Raw genomic sequence first — 15958 nt, 5'->3', positions numbered from 1 at the left:
CGCCGGGGGGAACGGCTCCGGTGGGCCGCCCTCCGACACGACCGAGCCGCGCGCGCCGCACTGGGCCGGGCGCCGGGCGGGTATGTCCTCCGCATGAGCGAGAGCCAGGGGGACGCGCGGCCGTTGCTGCTGATCGATGTGGACGGGCCGCTGAACCCGTACCGGGCGCGGTGGGCGCGGCGGCACGGGTACACGAATCACCGGATGTGGCCCTCGGTGTGGTCGGCGCGGTACCCGGAGGGCTCGCGGGCGCTGCGACGGGGGCTGCGGGTGCGGTTGCGCGCGGCCGACGGGCCGCGGCTGCTCGCGCTCCCGTACACACCGGTGTGGGCGACGACGTGGGCGCACGAGGCGAACGAGTTGATCGCCCCCGTCCTCGGTCTCACGCAGCCGCTGCCCGTCATCGACTGGCCCCGGCTCTTCGAGAGCGATCCGGAAGGGCTGTACTGGAAGACGCGGTACGTCGTCGCGTGGGCGGCGGGGCGGCCGTTCGCGTGGATCGACGACATGGTCACGGACCTCGACGTGCGGTACGTGGCCGAGGCGCACGGTCCGCACGCGCTCCTGCTGCGTGTCGACCCCCGCACCGGGCTGCGCGAGGCGCACTGGGAGCGGCTGAGGGAGTGGGCGGGGACGGTGGGCTGACGAGGGCAGGGGGAAGCCGGGGGCTCGTCGCCGCGGGCGTCCTCGATGGCGTCAGCCGGGGCAGTCGCATCCGGGGCGGCAGCCGCAGCCGTCGGACGCGGCGTCGGCGAACGGCACGGCAGCGGAGGCGGCGTCGGCCGACGGTACGGCAGTGGAGGCGGCGTAGGCGAACGGTACGGCAGTGGACGCGACGTTGGCCGACGGTACGGCAGTGGAGGCGGGCGCCGCGCAACAACCCTTGCCCTGCCAGGCTTCGCGCCCCTCCTTGACCGCGACGGCGGCGATGACGAGGGCGACGGCGGGGTCGGCCCAGGACCAGCCCAGGGTGGCGTTGAGGACCAGTCCGAGCAGCAGCACGCCGGACAGACAGGTGCACAGGAGAGTCTGCCTGGAGTCGGCGACGGCGCTGGCCGAGCCGAGTTCGCGCCCTGCCTGGCGCTGGGCGGCGGACAGGAACGGCATGACCGCGAGCGACAGGGCGGCGATGACGATGCCGGGCACCGACCGCTCCGCCTCCGCGGCGCCGCTCAGCGCGCGGACGGCGTCGGCGGTGACGTACGCGGCGAGCGCGAAGAACGACAGCGCGATGATCCGCAGGGCGCGCTGCTCGCGCGCCTCCCGGACGGCGTGGTCGCGGGCGGAGAACTGCCAGGCGACCGCCGCGGCGGAGGAGACCTCGATGACCGAGTCGAGGCCGAAGCCGATCAGCGCGGTGGAGGAAGCGCGCGTACCGGCGGCAATGGCGACGACCGCCTCGACGACGTTGTAGGCGATGGTCGCGGCGACGAGCAGGCGTATCCGCCTGGCGAGCGCTTCGCGACGGGCCGGGGAGGGCCCGAGGGAGAGGGATATCCCGGCGGTCATGGTCAGCAGCACCCCTTGGTCGCGGTGTCGGCACACGTACGGTCGGTCTCGACGGCCACCACGGCGCCGCGCAGGTCGTCCAGGGCGCGGCCGAGGCGTTCGTCGGCGAGTTCGTAGCGGGTGCGGCGCCCCTCCGGGACGGTGACGACGAGACCACAGTCCCGCAGGCACGCGAGGTGGTTCGACAGACGGGTCCGGGAGACGCCGAGCGCCTCGGCAAGGTCGGCAGGGTAGGCGGGGGCATCGCGCAGGGCGAGCAGGATGCGGCAGCGGATCGGGTCGGCGAGCGCACGACCGAACCGGGCCAGCACCTCGATGTCGGAGGCAACAGTCAGCACGCCATGACAGTACACACAATCCTGAATTCAGGAAAGCGTGGATCGTGTGACGGTCTGACGCCACGAGGCGGACGTCGCGGCAGCGGACGGGCTACGTCTCACGGGAGAGCGGGAGAGCGGGAGAGGTGGGGCAGCTGGGGCGAGGGGCGGGCGGAGGCTGGGGGCGTCGGGTGGCGCGTTGGGGGGCGTCGGGTGGCGGCGTCGGGTGGCGGCGTCGGCTGGCGCGTGGGGGCATCGGGAAAGGGCATCAGGTGGCGGCGTCAGGTGACGGCGGGGGCAGCGCGTACCGGACAGGCGCCACGTGCACGGTCCGCGCGGTCCGGGGACAGCCCGTACGGCCGGTCGGGCCGTTGTCGGTCGGGTGCGGCACTATCGACGGCGCGAGCGGTGACGGCGGCATGGGAAGAGGGGTGGCGGGATGGCGCGGGAGCTGACGGCGGCGCAGCGGCGCGTGATCGGGGCGGCGGAACCGGTGACGGGGCGCTTGCGGGGGTCGGCGGCGGTGCTGGACCGGCTCGTGAAGCTCGGGCTCGCCTTCCGTCACCCGCGCCCGCCGCACGACTGCTTCCTGACCCCCGCAGGCCAGCGCGCCCGTAACGCACCCCCGTCGCCGCCGGAGCCCGCCGGGCCCACGACCGCGCCGCGCCCGGCGGAGGACGGCGTCTTCGCGGCACGTACCGGCGAGGAGAGCGAGCCGCCTGCCGACCCCGCCGCCCGCGCCCGCGAGGTTCGCGGGGCCTGGCAGGGGCTCCTGGAACTGCGCCGGATGACGAGGGCGGACGGCGACACAGGCCGCCCCTGCGCCTGGGAGCGCGCGCACCGCGTACGGGCCGCCGCGCTCGCCCTGGAGGCGGCGGGCCGGGTCCCCGCGCTGGCGGGGCGGGGCGGCTACGTGGTCCGGGAATCGCCACAGCCGGAGGCGGTGGAGGTGCGAGTGAAGGGGGCGGAAGAGGCGTCGGGGGCGCGACGCGGGGCGGCGGGGGCGCGACGCGGGGCGGCGGGGATCGGGGACGGGAAGGAGAGAGCCGCGGGGGCGGGGGGCCGGGCGGGCGGAAACCCGGACACGCGGGACGGGACGGGCGGGACCGCTTGCGCGGGGCCTGTTGGGGTGGTCGGGACGGTGGGAAGCGCCGAGGCCGGTGGGGAGCTGGCGCGTTGCGCGGGGGTACTGGAGGCGGCGGGATGGCAGGTGAGTGAGCACGGCGACCGGCGTGGGGGGCGGGTGGTGATCGCCTCGCCACCGCGGAGGTAGTCCGGGGGCTTCGGTGGGTGGGCGGGTCCCTTCGGTGGGTGGGCGGCCCGCTTCGATGGGGGTGGGTCCTTTCGGTGGGTGGGCGGCCCGCTTCGGTGGGTGGTGGCCCGCTTCGGTGGGTGGGTCCTTCCCCCGGGTGCGCGGGTCCTTCCGCGGGCGGGCGGGCCGTTCCGCGGGCGGGCCATTCCGCGGGCGGGCGGGCCATTCCGCAGGCGGGCGGGCCGTTCCGCAGGCGGGCAGCTCCCTCCTGCGGGCGGGCGGGCCCTCCCCGGGCAGGCGAGCCCCTCCCGCAGGCAGGGCGCGCCCCCCAACATCGCGCCAGTGGACAGCCCCCTCCCGCCCGGGGGGCGACCCCAACACCAGTCTTTCGCACCCCCCACCCCACCCCCCGCCCCCACCCGAAATCTGTGGATAACTTCGCCATACTCGCCAAACCCGCCACTCGAAAGGGTGGTGACGATGTGTGAAAGCCCTCCGGATGAGTGCGTGCCCACCCACCCCGGGCGCCCCTGCCCCGCAGGCTTCGGCACGTCCGGGTGCGGGCCGCAGGTGTTCCCGTACGAGAATGAGCGGCGGTGAAACCGGTACCCGAGGTCGGGAGTGGCAATGTCCGAGCAGCAGTTCAGCGTCTCCGTACGGGTGCGCGGCTACGAGACCGACGTGCAGGGGCACCTCAATCAGAGCGTGTACCTCCAGTACGCGGAGCACGCGCGGTGGGAGTTGTTCCATGCGGCGGGGATCACGCAGCGGGACCTCGCGAAGGCGGGGATCGGGCCCGTGGTGCTGGAGACGACGATCCGGTACCTGCGGGAGCTGCGGGCCGGTGACGAGGTGACGATCGGGTGCGCGCTCCTGTGGAGCGGCGGAAAGACGTTCCGCGTCGAGCAGACGATCACACGATCCGACGGTGTGGTCTCCGCCGAAGTCACCGGGGTGGGCGGCATCCTCGATCTGCGGGAACGGCGGCTCGTCGCCGACCCGCGCGAGCGGGTCCGCGCGCTCGCCACCGACCCCGCCGCGCTCGGCTTCTGACGGGACCGCAGGTCTCAGCCCCCGGCCACCGCACCGGGCTCGGCCCGGCCCCGGCCCCGACCCCGGCCGCAACCTCAGCCGAAGCGACCGCAGCCACCTCACCCCCCGAAGCCGCCACGGCCACGGCCACCCCCGCCGCCACCACCGCTACCGCCGCCACCGCCACCGCCACCGCCACCGCCACCGCCACCGCCACCGCCACCGCCACCGGGCGATCGTGTGCCCCATCCGGCCGACAAGGCGCGTACGGGTGGGAGGCCGCCGGGCGAACGGGGTACCCCTCGCGAGGGACAACGCAGTCGAGCCGAGGAGTCGCCGTATGTCATGGGACCGCCGTACCTTCCTGGGGCTGCTCGCGGGCGCACCCGGAATCGCCGTCGGCGTCGCGAGCGGCACGGCGGTGGCCCAGGAGGGCCCGCCCCCCGCGCCATCCGCCCCCTCCGCGCCGCTCGCCGCCGCGCCCGGCGACCCGGCGGCGGCCGCCGCCCGGCGCCTCCTCGGCTCCCACGCCGGTCAATTCGCCTTCACCCCCCTCACCCCGGACGCGGAGGGCCGTGACCGGTACGTCGTCAGCGGCCGGGCAGGACGCGTCACGATCGCGGGGACCACTCCCGCGACGCAGCTCACCGGACTGCGGCAGTACCTCAAGCAGGCCGGGCTCGCCCAGTTCACCTGGGCGGGGAGCCGCACCGGGCTGCCCGCCCAGGTGCCCGCGCCGCAGGGCGGGCGGCTCGAAGGGCGCGCCGACACGCCGCACCGCTTCGTGCTCAACGACACGAACGACGGCTACACCGGCCCGTACCACGACTGGGCCTACTGGGAACGCGAGATCGACCTCCTCGCGCTGCACGGCTTCAACGAAGTCCTCGTGTACGCGGGCGCCGAGGCCGTCTACCAGCGGCTCTTCCAGCGCTACGGGTACCGCGACGACGAGGTGCGCGCGTGGATTCCCGGGCCCGCGCACCAGCCGTGGTGGCTGCTCCAGAACCTCTCCTCGTTCCCCGCGCCCGTGACGGCTCGGCTGATCGAGCAGCGCGCGGCGCTCGGCGCGCGCATCGTCGGGCGGCTGCGCGAACTCGGCATGAAGCCCGTGCTCCCTGGCTACTTCGGCACGGTCCCCACCGGGTTCGCCGACCGCAACCCGGGGGCGAGGACCGTGCCGCAGGGCACCTGGATGGGCTTCGCGCGGCCCGACTGGCTCGACCCGCGCAGCGGCCTCTTCGCCGAGGTCGCTGCCGCGTTCTACGACATCCAGGAGGAGTTGTACGGGCGCGGCACGCTCTACAAGATGGACCTCCTGCACGAGGGCGGCCGTGCCGGTGACGTGCCGGTGGGGGACGCGACGCGCGCGGTGCAGCGGGCGCTGCGCACGGCGCGCCCCGACGCGGTGTGGGTCATCCTCGGCTGGCAGAAGAACCCGCCGAAGGAGATCGTCGCGGCGGCGGACAGGGACGCGATGCTCGTCGTGGACGGGCTCAGCGACCGCTTCCCCGAGGTGAACGACCGTGAGAGCGACTGGCAGGGCACACCGTACGCCTTCGGCTCGATCTGGAACTTCGGCGGGCACACCGCGCTCGGCGCCAACACGCGGGACTGGGTGGACCTCTACCCCCGCTGGCGGGACCGTCCCGGCAGCCGGCTCTCCGGGATCGCGCTCATGCCTGAGGCCGCCGACAACAACCCGGCAGCCTTCGAACTGTTCTCCGAACTCCCCTGGACTCAAGGCCCTGTCGACCTGACGAGCTGGTTCCGCGAGTACGCGCGGGTGCGGTACGGGGGCAGTGACGCGCACGCCGAAGCGGCGTGGGACATCCTGCGGAAGACGGTGTACGGGACGCGCCGCGAGGACCGCTGGTCGGAGCCCGCCGACGGGCTCTTCGGGGCGCGGCCCGCGCTCGACGCGGTCTCGGCGGGCAAGTGGTCGCCCAATGCCTTGCGGTACCCGGCCGCGTCCTTCGAACCCGCGCTCGGCGAACTCCTCGCCGTACGCGCCGAGTTGCGCGACTCCGCGACGTACCGCAGGGACCTGCTCGACGTGGCGCGACAGGCGCTCGCCAACCGGAGCCGGACGCTGCTTCCGCGCCTGGCCGCCGCCTACGCGGCCAAGGATCAGGGGGAGTTCGCGCGGCTCGGGCGGCGCTGGATCGCGCTGATCGACCTTCTCGAACAGCTCGTCGCGACAGACGGCGACCACCTGCTCGGGCGGTGGATCGAGGAGGCGCGCGCCTGGGGAGGTAGCGCGCAGGAGAAGGGTCAACTCCAGTACGACGCACTGTCGTTGCTCACGACATGGGGGACGCGGCAGGGGGCGGACGCGGGGCTGCGCGACTACGCGAATCGCGAGTGGGCGGGGCTCGTGGGCGGGCTGTACCGGCTGCGCTGGAGCACGTACATCGACGAGCTGTCGGCCGCGCTCAAGGAGGGCCGGAAGCCGGCGGCGGTCGACTGGTTCGCGCTGGAGGACCGGTGGACGCGGAGCCCCGGGACCCTCGCGACGCGGCCTCGCGGGCAGGTGCACGAGGTCGCGGAGGAGGTGGCGCGGGCGCTGGCGCGCGCGGACTGAGACCGGCCCGCTCGGGCACGTATCCCCCGCCTCGTACGGGAGTTCACTCCGTCAGTGCCGCCAGGCGCCGGGCCTCTTCGCGGGCCTCTCGCGCCACGAGGTCCTCGTCGGTGTGGACGAGGCGGCCGTCCTCGACGAGGGGGCGGCCGCCGACGAGCGAGAGGGTGACGGGGGCGGGGGCGCCGAGGACGAGGGCGGCGACGGGGTCGGCGATCGTGGAGTGGGCGAGGGTGTCCGTGCGCCACAGCACGAGGTCGGCGAGCTTGCCGGGTTCGAGGGAGCCGATCTCGTCCTGACGGCCGAGGACGCGGGCGCCCCCGGCGGTCGCGAGTCGCAGCGACTGCCGTGCGGTGAGGGCGGATTCGCGGTGCGGGCCGAGGCGGGCGACGAGGACGGCGTTGCGCAGTTCGGTGTGGAGTTCCCCGGACTCGTTCGAGGCCGTGCCGTCCACGCCGAGGCCGACGGGGACCCCGGCGGCGAGGAGGTCGGGGACGCGGGCGATCCCGGCGGCGAGGCGGGCGTTGGAGGAGGGGCAGTGCGCGACCCCGGTGCCGGTGCGGGCGAAGGCGGCGATGTCCGCGTCGTCCATGTGGACGCAGTGGGCCATCCACACGTCCTCGCCGAGCCAGCCGGTCGACGCGAAGTAGTCGGTGGGCCCCATGCCGAACAACTCTCGGCAGAATGCGGCCTCTTCGCGGGTCTCGGAACCGTGCGTGTGCAGTCGTACGCCCTTGCGGCGGGCCAGTTCGGCGCCTTGGCGCATGAGTTCCGTGGACACGGAGAACGGGGAGCAGGGCGCGACGGCGACTTGGGTCATCGCGCCGAAGGAGGTGTCGTGGAAGCGGTCGACGGTCTCCTCGGTGGCGGCGAGGGCGTCGTCGAGTGCCTCGACGGCGAAGTCGGGCGGGAGGCCGCCGTCCGATGTGCCCCGGTCCATCGAGCCCCGCGCGAGCGTGAAGCGCACGCCGAGGTCCAGGGCGGCGCCGACGAGGGCCCCGGAGAGGTCACCGGCGCCACGCGGGTAGATGTAGTGGTGGTCCATCGCACAGGTCACACCGCCGCGCGCCATCATCGCGAGCGAGCCGCGCGCGGCGGACCGGACCATCGCTTCGTCGATGCGGGCCCACGTCGGGTAGAGGGCGACGAGCCAGTCGAAGAGCTTGTGGTCCGTGGCGAGTCCGCGCGTGAGCCACTGGTAGAAGTGGTGATGGGTGTTGACGAGACCGGGGGTGAGGAGGTGCCCGGTGCCGTCGACGCGGCGGCGGACGTCGGGCAGGTCGGCGGGGGCGGGGCCCGGGCCGAGGGACTCGATGCGGTCGCCGTGCACGACGAGGTGGCCCGACGCGTACTCGGTGCCCTCGGCGTCGACGGTGGCGAGGGCGGCGTTGTCGATGACGACGCGCCCTTGCGGAATGGGAGTTGGGGTCACGGTCGGCGTCCTTGGGGAGCGATCGGTACGGCTCAGAGGTTGCTGTGGTCGACAGGTATACGGGCCTCGTGGCCGGTGCGCAGGATCGTCGCCTCGATGAGGCCGTAGGGGCGGTCGGCCGCGTAGTAGACCTCGTTGTCGTTGCCGAGGCCGAAGGGGGTGAGGTCGACGAGGAAGTGGTGCTTGTTGGGGAGCGAGAGGCGCACCTCGGCGATCTCGGGGCGGTGCTCGATGATCCTGCTGCCCATGCGGTACATCGTCTGCTGGAGGGAGAGCGAGTACGTGCCGGCGAAGGCGGCCAGGAGGTGCGCGCGGCTCTCGCGGTAGGAGGTGTCCCAGTCGGGCGCCGTCCCGGTGTCCTCGGTCCACGTGTGGCGCCAGCGCCCGGAGACCTCGGTGGCCAGGATGCGGTCGCGGGTCTCCTGGAGGGTCGTGTACGGGTCCTTGGCGAAGCCGTGGAACTCGGAGTCGGTCGTGTTGAGGACGGTGAGGCCCTTGAGCCCCGAGATGACCTGCCGGCGGCCGTCCTCGTACGTGATCTCGGCGAGGCGGGTCTCGCCGCCGCGCCGCGCGAAGGAGTGCGCGGGGTTCTCGGCCGGGCTCTCGGCGGAGCCGTCGCCGGGTTGTTCCCCGGACGGCTCGGTGAGGCGGTCCCAGGCGTACTCCTCGACGCGGACGCGGGCCCGGTGGATGCCCGGCTGCGTCGTGACGAAGTGGCGGGCGAGGTGGGTGGCGAACTCCTCGGGCGAGGCGATGCCGTGTTCCTTCGCGAAGACGTAGACAGTGTTCTTCATCGTGTCGGTGGGCAGGCAGTTGGCGTTCGAACCGGTGAGGTGCACGTCCTCCAGGTCCCCCGAGAGGGCGATCGAGACGTTGAGGTCCCTCAGGTGGTGGACCGCGCCCTCGCGGACGACCCGGACGACCCGGACCTCCGCCTTGCCGTACTGGTTCTGCCCGAGTACGGAGACGGCGGGGACCGGGGCGGCAGGCGCGGAGGCGGCCGCGGCGGCGACGGGCACGGCTTCGGAGGCGGTGGTGGCTTCGGGGCCGGTCTTCGGCATGGTGCCTAGCTCCCTCGGTATGCGGAGTAGCCGTACGGGCTGAGCAGCAGGGGTACGTGGTGGTGCTCGCCGGGGGTCACGCGGAACACGAGGCTGACCTCGGGGAAGAAGGAGGCGGCGGGGACGTGGCCGGCCGTCGTGAACTCCAGGCGGACCTCGGTGGTGTCCGGGGGTGGGGCCGGCAGGTCCCGGCAGCGCCCGTCCGTATCGGTCGCGGAGGCGCCGACGACGGTCCAGGGGGCCTTCTCCCCCGAGCGGGCGGCGAGCGCGACGGGTACGCCGGGTGCGGGGCGGCCCGCGCTCGTGTCGAGGACGTGCGTGGAGACGGTGGCAGGCGGGACGTCGGGCGCCGCGGGCGAAGCGGCGTCGGGGAAGAGGCGGTCGAGGCGGAGGCGGTTGATGGCGGCGAGTTCGGTACGGGATCGCTCGCGCTCGGCCGCGGGCGTGGCGCCGAGGCGTTCCTCCAGGGCCGCGAGGATGTCGGCCGCGCTGCGTCCGGTGGCGCGGATGAGGAAGACGTGCCCGAATTTCTCCTGGTAGGCGAGTGTGAGCGCCCGTACCCGCGCGCGCAGTGCCTCGGGGGCCCCGGCCACGGCGCTCTGCTCGCGCGCGGACGCGGCGTCCCCCGGGCGGCCGATGGGCGGGTGCCCGGCGAGGGCGGCGTCGAGGCCGGGCCCGTCCAGGGCGGCCGTCGCCGCGTCGCTCGCCGCGTGGAGCGCCGCGGCGTTCTCGTACGGCCGTCCGGCGAGCACCGCCGCCGCCCACGCTTCGGCGGCGCAGACCTCGCCCAGGACGGAGCGGGCCTCGGATGTGGGGAGTGCGTTGAACCGGCTGAGCGTCACGGGGACCTCCCGGGTCCTGGTGCGGTCGTGCTGCGGTGCGGCTGCGGACAGCTAAGACGTTCCCCCGCGGTGCGTCAACACTTTGTTGAAACGAGGTGGCGAGCGGATACGGCGAAGTAACACGGGCGTAAAAGGAGGCGACGGGGACGGTTGCCTCAGGGGCGGCTACGGTCCCTGCCCCGTGGGGGGGCGGACGAGCCGCGGGTGTTCACACCGGCGTAGCGCCGTTGTCAGTGGAGCCCCCTACGGTGGGGCCCATGACGCAGACGCCTCGTCCTGTCACTCCGCCCCGCCACGACCCCCGCGGTGCCTGCCCGCACCTGCCCCCCTCCGCTCGCGCCGCCGGGCTGCCACCCCGCCCCGCGGCCGTGGTCAACGCGGAGATCCGTGCGCTGTGGTGCGCGGGCGGGCGGCTCGCGGAGGAGCGGCGCGGGGAGTACGAGGCGCTGCTCGCCGAGTGGTCGGCTGCGCTGCGCGCGGAGGTCGTGACGGCCGCCTGAGCGCGACAGCGGACCCCGCGCGCGGTGGCCGGCGGTCGCCGAGGTCAGCGGACCGCGCCCGTCCGCAGGTCGCCCGCGATCGTGACGTCGTCGCGGCCCCTGGTCTCGGGGAGCCTGTGCCACACGAAGCCGAGGCCGACGAGGCAGATCCCGGCGAAGAGCCAGAAGGTCTCGCCCTGGCCGATGGCGCCGACGAGCGTCAGGAAGAACTGGTTGACGACGAAGTTGGCGAGCCAGTTGACCATCGTGCACACAGCGGCGCCGAGCGCCCGCTGCCCCGGCGGGAAGATCTCGGGGAGCAGGAGCCACACGACCGGGCCGAGGCCGATCGCGAAGGCGGCCACGTACGCGAGCAGGCACAGGAGCGCGACGAGGCTGTGCGCGGGCACGTCCCACATGAAGCTGACCCCGAGCGGGACGAGCGCGACGAACATGAGCCCGACGGAGAGGAGCATGAGCGGCCGGCGGCCCCAGCGGTCGACGAGTTCGACGGCGAGCATCGTCATGACGACGTTGAGGGCGCCGATGTACACCGAGTAGAGGATCGCGTTCGACGCGCCGAGCCCGGTGGAACGGATGATCGTGGGCGCGAAGTACAGGACCGCGTTGATGCCGCAGAGCTGCTGGAGCAGGCAGAGCCCGGTGCCGACGAGGAGTGCGGGCCGTACGCCGCGCGCGGTGAGGGCGCGCAGCGCGGCGCGCGGCCCGGGGCTCTCGCGTGCCGCGCCGCTTCCCCGTTCCCGCCATACGGGGGACTCGGGCAGGAGCGGCAGGGCGAGCAGGAACACCGCCACACCCGCGAGCCCGGCGCCGAACATCCAGCGCCACTCGCCGCCGGACGCGTAGGCGAGCGCGACGAGGTACGAGACGAGCAGGCCGACCGTCACCATGAACTGGTTGAGCGTGCCCATGCGGCCGCGGGCGCGGTCGGTGGAGATCTCGGAGAGGTAGACGGGCACGACGGCGGAGGCGATCCCCGCGGCGAGACCCTGCACGACGCGGCCGACGAGGAGGAGCGGCAGTCCGGGGGCGAAGGCGGCGAGGGCGAGGCCGGCCCCGAAGAGGAGCCCGCTCAGGAGGAGGGCGGGCCGGCGGCCGTAGCGGTCGCTGACGCGCCCCGCGCCGAGGGCTCCCGCGGCGGCACCGAGGAGGAAGACGGAGACGACGGCGCCCTGAGCGGTGGTGCCGAGCGAGAAGTCGCGGCTGACGTAGAGCTGGGCGCCCGCGACGACGCCGCTGCAATAGCCGTAGAGGAGGCAGGCGAGCGCGGCGATGGTGCCGTGGAGGAGCCGGCGGGCGGGGGTGGGGGCGGCCCGGGGGACGGCGGCGGGCGTGCGGGGGCGGGCCATGACATTCCCTTGCTTCCGGGGAGGCAGGAGGGCACAGGGTCTCGCGGCGGCAGCAGGGGCGCGAATGTGGAGGGGGCCGGACGGAGCAACGGGGGCGGGCGGCGTGCGGGGGTGAGTCCGCGTACCGGTGGGGGCGGTGTACGGGTGGGGGGTGGCGTACCGATGGGGGCGGCGTACCGGCGGGCGGCGTACGGGGACGGGGCGGCGTACCGCGGCGGGGCGGGGTGTGACCCCACGCGGCGTCAGCGAGGGGTGAGGCGTCAGGCCGGACGCAGGACCGTGAGGGCCGCGTCGAGGAAGTCGCGCAGGAGCGGGTCGCGCGCTTCGGCGCGCGTGGCGAGGACCGTTTCGACGCCGGGGGCGCCGGGGACGTCGAGGTAGACGAGGTCGGGGCGGTAGTAGGCGTGGGCGACGCCGACGGGGACGAGGGCGACGCCGCGGGTGCCGGAGGCGAGGAGTTCGAACTTCTCCTCGGCCGACGCGGTACGGCGGATCGGCGGCCCTGCCCGGCCCTCGTCGACGAGGCCGTCGATGTCCTCGGGGGTGAGGTGCTCGCGCGCGGCGAGGGGGTGGGTGAGGGGCAGGCAGGCGACGCGGCGCTCATGGCCGATGGGCACGGTGCGCAGCCCGGTGTCGTCGAAGGGGCGCCGCAGGTACGCGGCCTGGGCGCGGCCGTCGCGCAGGGGCGCGTCCGGTTCCCACCAGGGCGCGGGGACGACGTCGGTGGGGACCTCGGGGTGGCGGGCGGCGAAGGCCCGCAGCGCGTCCGCGACGTGCAGGCCCGCCGAGAAGGCGACGGTGAGGCGTCGGGTGCCGCGGTCGGCGTCCCGTACCCGTCGTACGGCGGCGTCCGCCGCGGCGAGGAGGCGCCGGGCCTCCTCGTGGAGCTGGGCCCCGGCCGCCGTCAGCTCGACGGTGCGCGTGGTGCGGACGAGGAGCGTGCACTCCAGCTCCGCTTCGAGCGCCTTGACCTGACGGCTCAGCACCGGCTGGGTGATGTACAGCTCCTCGGCGGCGCGCCCGAAGTGCAGGTGCTCGGCGACGGCGGCGAAGTACCGGAGCTTGCGCAGGTCCACATCCATGCCCGCAAGGTATCAATCGTGAGGAAGAGCATTGGACCGGCCCGCGGACCCGGCCGAGACTCGGCACATGATCGTCATCACGTCACCGACCGGCCGCATCGGCGGCTCCCTCCTCTCCCTCCTGCTCAGCGAGGCGCCCGCGCGCGGCGAGAAACTGCGCGTCGTGGTCCGCGACCCCGCGCGGCTGCCCGCGGAAGTGCGCGGACGCGTCGAGGTCGTCACGGGTTCGCACAGCGAACCGGACGTCGTCGACGAGGCGTTCGCGGGCGCCGACGCGGTGTTCTGGCTCGCCCCTTCGGACGCGCGGACGGCGGATCTCGACGCGGCGTACGCGGGGTTCTCGCTCGCGGCCGCGGGCGCGTTCGTGCGGCAGGGGGTCGGGCACGTCGTCGGCGTGTCCGCGCTCGGGCGCGGCACACCGTACGCGAAGCACGCGGGGCAGGTGACGGCGTCGCTCGCGATGGACGACCTCATCGCGGGCACCGGCGTCGCCTACCGGGCGCTCGCGAACCCGACGTTCATGGACAACCTGCTGCGACAGGCGGCACGGATCGCGGATCAGGGCGTGTACACGGACGTGGTGCGGCCCGACCACAGCGCGCCGCTCGTGGCGGTGAGGGACATCGCGGCGGCCGCGGCACGGTTGCTGCTCGACCGCTCGTGGACGGGCGCGGGCGAGGTACCGGTCCTGGGGCCCGAGGACCTGTCGGCGCGGGAGATGGCGGCCGTCATGACGGAGGTGCTCGGCCGCCCTGTGCGCTACGCGCGGCAGCCGCTGGAGGACTTCCGCGCGGCGCTCGGCGGGGCGGGGGCGAGCACGGCCGCGGTCGAGGGCTTCGTCGCGATGCTGCGGGCGAAGGAGGCGGGGCTCGACGCGGGCGTGGAACGGACCCCCGAGACGGCGAGCCCCACGAGTTTCCGCACGTGGTGCGAGGAGGTGCTGAAGCCGGCGGTCCACGGGTGAGGGGGCGCACCCCGCGCGCGCCCCGCCACTCGCCGCACACGGAGATACGGGCGTTCCACGGCACGACGTACGTCCTGGAGCACACCGTCCGCCGCGACGTCGCGCGCGTACGGGCCGGGAGGGCGACCGGCACGGCAACGCCGCCTTCGCGAAGTCGAAGTCCGCACGGAACGTGATTCCGCTCGCCGCGACGGCGGGGCGCGTCACGCTCGCCGGGTTCGGGGAACCGGACGGCCCCGGCGCGACGGTCAACGGGATGGGCGGCGCGACGGACCTCGTGCACGGCGCCCGCCTCGTCCTCGTCCTGCTCCGCGTCCTGCTCCGCGTCCTCACGGACCCGGGGTCCTGGACGCGACGGCGGACGGCTTCGTGCGCGTCGCGGCGGCTCCCCGCGTGACGGCGGGCAAGGGGCTCCCCTCGCCTCAACGTTCCTTCGCGCGCTGCTCGTTGACGTGCCGGAGGTAGTTGTAGACGGTGAAGCGCGAGACGCCGAGCGCCGCCGCGACGGTCTCGACGCCGTGTCGCACCGTGAACGCGCCGCGCGCCTCCAGCTGCCGCACGAGGTCCTGCTTCGTGCGGCGGTCGAGCGCGCCGAGGGGGCCGTGGACGCGTTCGAGCCCTTCGACGAGCCGGTCCAGGCTGTCGTCCCCGAGCCCCGGCAGCCGCACCGCGAGGACCTCCTCGCCCTCCCAGCGCAGCACGACGTCGCCGGGCGCCGCGACAGCCGGGTCGAGCAGCTCGCCGCCCACCGCGTCGACGAGGGGGCGGACGGCTTCGAGAAGCGGGTGCGCCACGGCGTCCCGCTGGGGCTCGGGACGGCTCACCGCTCGTCCTCCCCGAGCACGCTGACCTGGAGCGAGACCCGGTCGGCGCCCGCCTCGATGGTCGTACGGAGCAGCTCGGCGACCGTCGCGACGACGTCGTCGGCGCTGCCCTCGGCCGTATTGCCGAAGGGCCCCACGTCGATCCCTTCGAGCGGCGCCGCACGCAGCACCTCGCGGGCGACGAGCGCGTGCCGGGGCGCCTGTTCGAGGTCGAAGGGCTCGGTGGTGAACTCGACCCGCAACCGCATGAGACGCCTCCCCGCCGTGGCCGCGCGGCCCCGCGCGGAGCCGCCGCAGCGACCCTAACCGACGCCGGTCCCGCGGGTCCCCGCCGCACGGGCCGTACGCCGGGGACCGGGACGCGACGTACCCGCTCCTCTCCCCCAACTCCCGGCAGGACGACGGGGAACGGGAGGATGATGGGGGCACGTCCCGTCCGCGCGGGGCGCCCCTCGTACGCTCGCGAGCACGCGTCCTTCCCGTACGCGCGGCCCGTCCGTCAAGGTCCTGGAGCACGTCATGGCCTCCGTCGCCGTCACCTGCCCGGTCTGCCGCCGTGTCGGCAGCCACCTCCCGCCCGAGTTGCCCTGCGCCTGCGGGGTCCCGGTGATCCTGCCGCTCGTGGACGGCGGCATGGGCGAGCCGGTGGAGCGCCGCGACTGGGGCGAGGAATGGCTCGCGGTACGGTGCGCGGCCTGCGCGCGTACGACACGCTGGCCCCGGCCCGAGTACGGCTGCCCGTGCGGGGCGCTGCTCCGGCTCGCCGTCGACGAGGGCGGGGCGCCCGGTTCCGTCCCGCTCGCACGGCACCCCGAAGCGCTCGCGCCGATCCGCTCGACCCGGGACGCCGTGACAGCGGCCGCGCTGCACCTCGGGCGGCTCGGCCACGGCGAGATACACCGGGCCGCGCAACCGGCACCGGCGGGCGTCGCGCTCGCCGCCCGCGGGCTGCTCGCCCACGTCGAACCCAGCAGGCGACGCCTGACGGTGCGGGACGTGGAGTGCCTGTGGCTCGCGGCGCTCGCCGCGGGCGCCGCCCCGGTCGGCTTCACCCGCGGCGGACCCGAACCGGAGGCGGCCGAGAGTGCGATCCGGCTCGGAGTGCCCCTCTTCGCCCTGGAGCCGAGCGGTCTCGTACGGCCGCTCAACGAGGCGGCGGAACGCATGGGACGGCCGTAAGCGGCACGGGCCGGACGGGTCTGCACGGGCCGGA

Annotated in this window: 17 protein-coding genes; 8 read left to right on the top strand and 9 right to left on the bottom strand. The window is 74.8% G+C overall.

Annotated elements, in window-relative coordinates; translation table 11 throughout:
• Nucleotides 1–93 precede the first annotated feature (93 nt).
• The gene (locus ACQYWQ_RS25795) at nt 94–645 is read left to right on the top strand and encodes an HAD domain-containing protein (protein ID WP_431037874.1); all 552 of its coding nucleotides are present in this window, start codon (nt 94–96) and stop codon (nt 643–645) included.
• Nucleotides 646–696: 51 nt separating this feature from the next.
• Here the strand turns inward: ACQYWQ_RS25795 and ACQYWQ_RS25790 are convergent, their stop codons facing one another.
• Together ACQYWQ_RS25790 and ACQYWQ_RS25785 are read right to left on the bottom strand one after the other, a co-directional pair.
• A complete protein-coding gene (locus ACQYWQ_RS25790) occupies nt 697–1509 on the bottom strand; it encodes a cation transporter (RefSeq protein WP_431037872.1) in 813 nt (270 codons plus the stop codon).
• A 2-nt stretch (nt 1510–1511) separates the two neighbouring features.
• A complete protein-coding gene (locus ACQYWQ_RS25785) occupies nt 1512–1847 on the bottom strand; it encodes an ArsR/SmtB family transcription factor (RefSeq protein ID WP_431037871.1) in 336 nt (111 codons plus the stop codon).
• Nucleotides 1848–2265: 418 nt separating this feature from the next.
• Between ACQYWQ_RS25785 and ACQYWQ_RS25780 the strand changes: the two genes are divergently transcribed.
• The 3 genes from ACQYWQ_RS25780 (at nt 2266) to ACQYWQ_RS25770 (ending at nt 6694) form a co-directional block, all read left to right on the top strand.
• Nucleotides 2266–3099, top strand: coding sequence for a hypothetical protein (locus ACQYWQ_RS25780; protein WP_431037869.1), 834 nt, complete (start codon nt 2266–2268; stop codon nt 3097–3099).
• Nucleotides 3100–3705: 606 nt separating this feature from the next.
• Nucleotides 3706–4131, top strand: coding sequence for an acyl-CoA thioesterase (locus tag ACQYWQ_RS25775; protein WP_431037867.1), 426 nt, complete (start codon nt 3706–3708; stop codon nt 4129–4131).
• 319 nt (nt 4132–4450) lie between these two features.
• Complete coding sequence (locus tag ACQYWQ_RS25770; protein ID WP_431037866.1) at nt 4451–6694, top strand: alpha-N-acetylglucosaminidase; 2244 nt, start codon at nt 4451–4453, stop codon at nt 6692–6694.
• A 43-nt stretch (nt 6695–6737) separates the two neighbouring features.
• On the opposite strand, the gene ACQYWQ_RS25765 is transcribed toward ACQYWQ_RS25770, so the two are convergent.
• Genes ACQYWQ_RS25765 through uraD form a run of 3 tightly spaced genes read right to left on the bottom strand, consistent with a single transcriptional unit; the run spans nt 6738 to nt 10026 of the window.
• Nucleotides 6738–8123, bottom strand: a complete 1386-nt coding sequence (locus ACQYWQ_RS25765) for an 8-oxoguanine deaminase (protein ID WP_431037865.1) — start codon at nt 8121–8123, stop codon at nt 6738–6740.
• 32 nt (nt 8124–8155) lie between these two features.
• Nucleotides 8156–9184, bottom strand: a complete 1029-nt coding sequence (pucL, locus tag ACQYWQ_RS25760) for a factor-independent urate hydroxylase (protein WP_431037864.1) — start codon at nt 9182–9184, stop codon at nt 8156–8158.
• Between the two features lie 5 nt (nt 9185–9189).
• Nucleotides 9190–10026: a 2-oxo-4-hydroxy-4-carboxy-5-ureidoimidazoline decarboxylase gene (gene uraD, locus ACQYWQ_RS25755; RefSeq protein ID WP_431037863.1), complete on the bottom strand. Its 837-nt coding sequence runs from the start codon at nt 10024–10026 to the stop codon at nt 9190–9192.
• A 257-nt stretch (nt 10027–10283) separates the two neighbouring features.
• Between uraD and ACQYWQ_RS25750 the strand changes: the two genes are divergently transcribed.
• Nucleotides 10284–10526: a hypothetical protein gene (locus tag ACQYWQ_RS25750; RefSeq protein WP_431037862.1), complete on the top strand. Its 243-nt coding sequence runs from the start codon at nt 10284–10286 to the stop codon at nt 10524–10526.
• 44 nt (nt 10527–10570) lie between these two features.
• Here ACQYWQ_RS25750 and ACQYWQ_RS25745 read toward each other — a convergent pair whose 3' ends face one another.
• Nucleotides 10571–11875 (bottom strand): sugar porter family MFS transporter, encoded by a 1305-nt coding sequence (locus ACQYWQ_RS25745; protein WP_431037860.1) that lies wholly within the window; start codon nt 11873–11875, stop codon nt 10571–10573.
• Between the two features lie 260 nt (nt 11876–12135).
• A complete protein-coding gene (locus ACQYWQ_RS25740; RefSeq protein WP_431037858.1) occupies nt 12136–12957 on the bottom strand; it encodes a LysR family transcriptional regulator in 822 nt (273 codons plus the stop codon).
• Between the two features lie 67 nt (nt 12958–13024).
• Here ACQYWQ_RS25740 and ACQYWQ_RS25735 point away from each other — a divergent pair, with 67 nt between their 5' ends.
• Both ACQYWQ_RS25735 and ACQYWQ_RS25730 read left to right on the top strand, forming a co-directional pair.
• Nucleotides 13025–13921: an NAD(P)H-binding protein gene (locus ACQYWQ_RS25735; protein ID WP_431037856.1), complete on the top strand. Its 897-nt coding sequence runs from the start codon at nt 13025–13027 to the stop codon at nt 13919–13921.
• Between the two features lie 172 nt (nt 13922–14093).
• Nucleotides 14094–14318, top strand: a complete 225-nt coding sequence (locus ACQYWQ_RS25730) for a hypothetical protein (RefSeq protein WP_431037854.1) — start codon at nt 14094–14096, stop codon at nt 14316–14318.
• 25 nt (nt 14319–14343) lie between these two features.
• Here ACQYWQ_RS25730 and ACQYWQ_RS25725 read toward each other — a convergent pair whose 3' ends face one another.
• Together ACQYWQ_RS25725 and ACQYWQ_RS25720 are read right to left on the bottom strand one after the other, a co-directional pair.
• Nucleotides 14344–14745 carry a helix-turn-helix domain-containing protein gene (locus tag ACQYWQ_RS25725; RefSeq protein ID WP_431037853.1) on the bottom strand — a complete coding sequence of 134 codons (402 nt, stop codon included), beginning with the start codon at nt 14743–14745 and terminating at the stop codon, nt 14344–14346.
• Complete coding sequence (locus tag ACQYWQ_RS25720; RefSeq protein ID WP_431037851.1) at nt 14742–14993, bottom strand: hypothetical protein; 252 nt, start codon at nt 14991–14993, stop codon at nt 14742–14744. The genes ACQYWQ_RS25725 and ACQYWQ_RS25720 overlap by 4 nt, the downstream gene beginning before the upstream one ends.
• A 271-nt stretch (nt 14994–15264) precedes the next feature.
• On the opposite strand from ACQYWQ_RS25720, the gene ACQYWQ_RS25715 reads away from it, so the two are divergent.
• Nucleotides 15265–15924: a hypothetical protein gene (locus ACQYWQ_RS25715; RefSeq protein ID WP_431037850.1), complete on the top strand. Its 660-nt coding sequence runs from the start codon at nt 15265–15267 to the stop codon at nt 15922–15924.
• Nucleotides 15925–15958 lie beyond the last annotated feature (34 nt).

The organism is Streptomyces sp. P6-2-1, assembly GCF_050613165.1.
Taxonomy (GTDB): domain Bacteria; phylum Actinomycetota; class Actinomycetes; order Streptomycetales; family Streptomycetaceae; genus Streptomyces.
The sequence above is the reverse complement of the archived record's forward strand: the minus strand, read 5'-3'. Positions and strand labels throughout refer to the sequence as shown.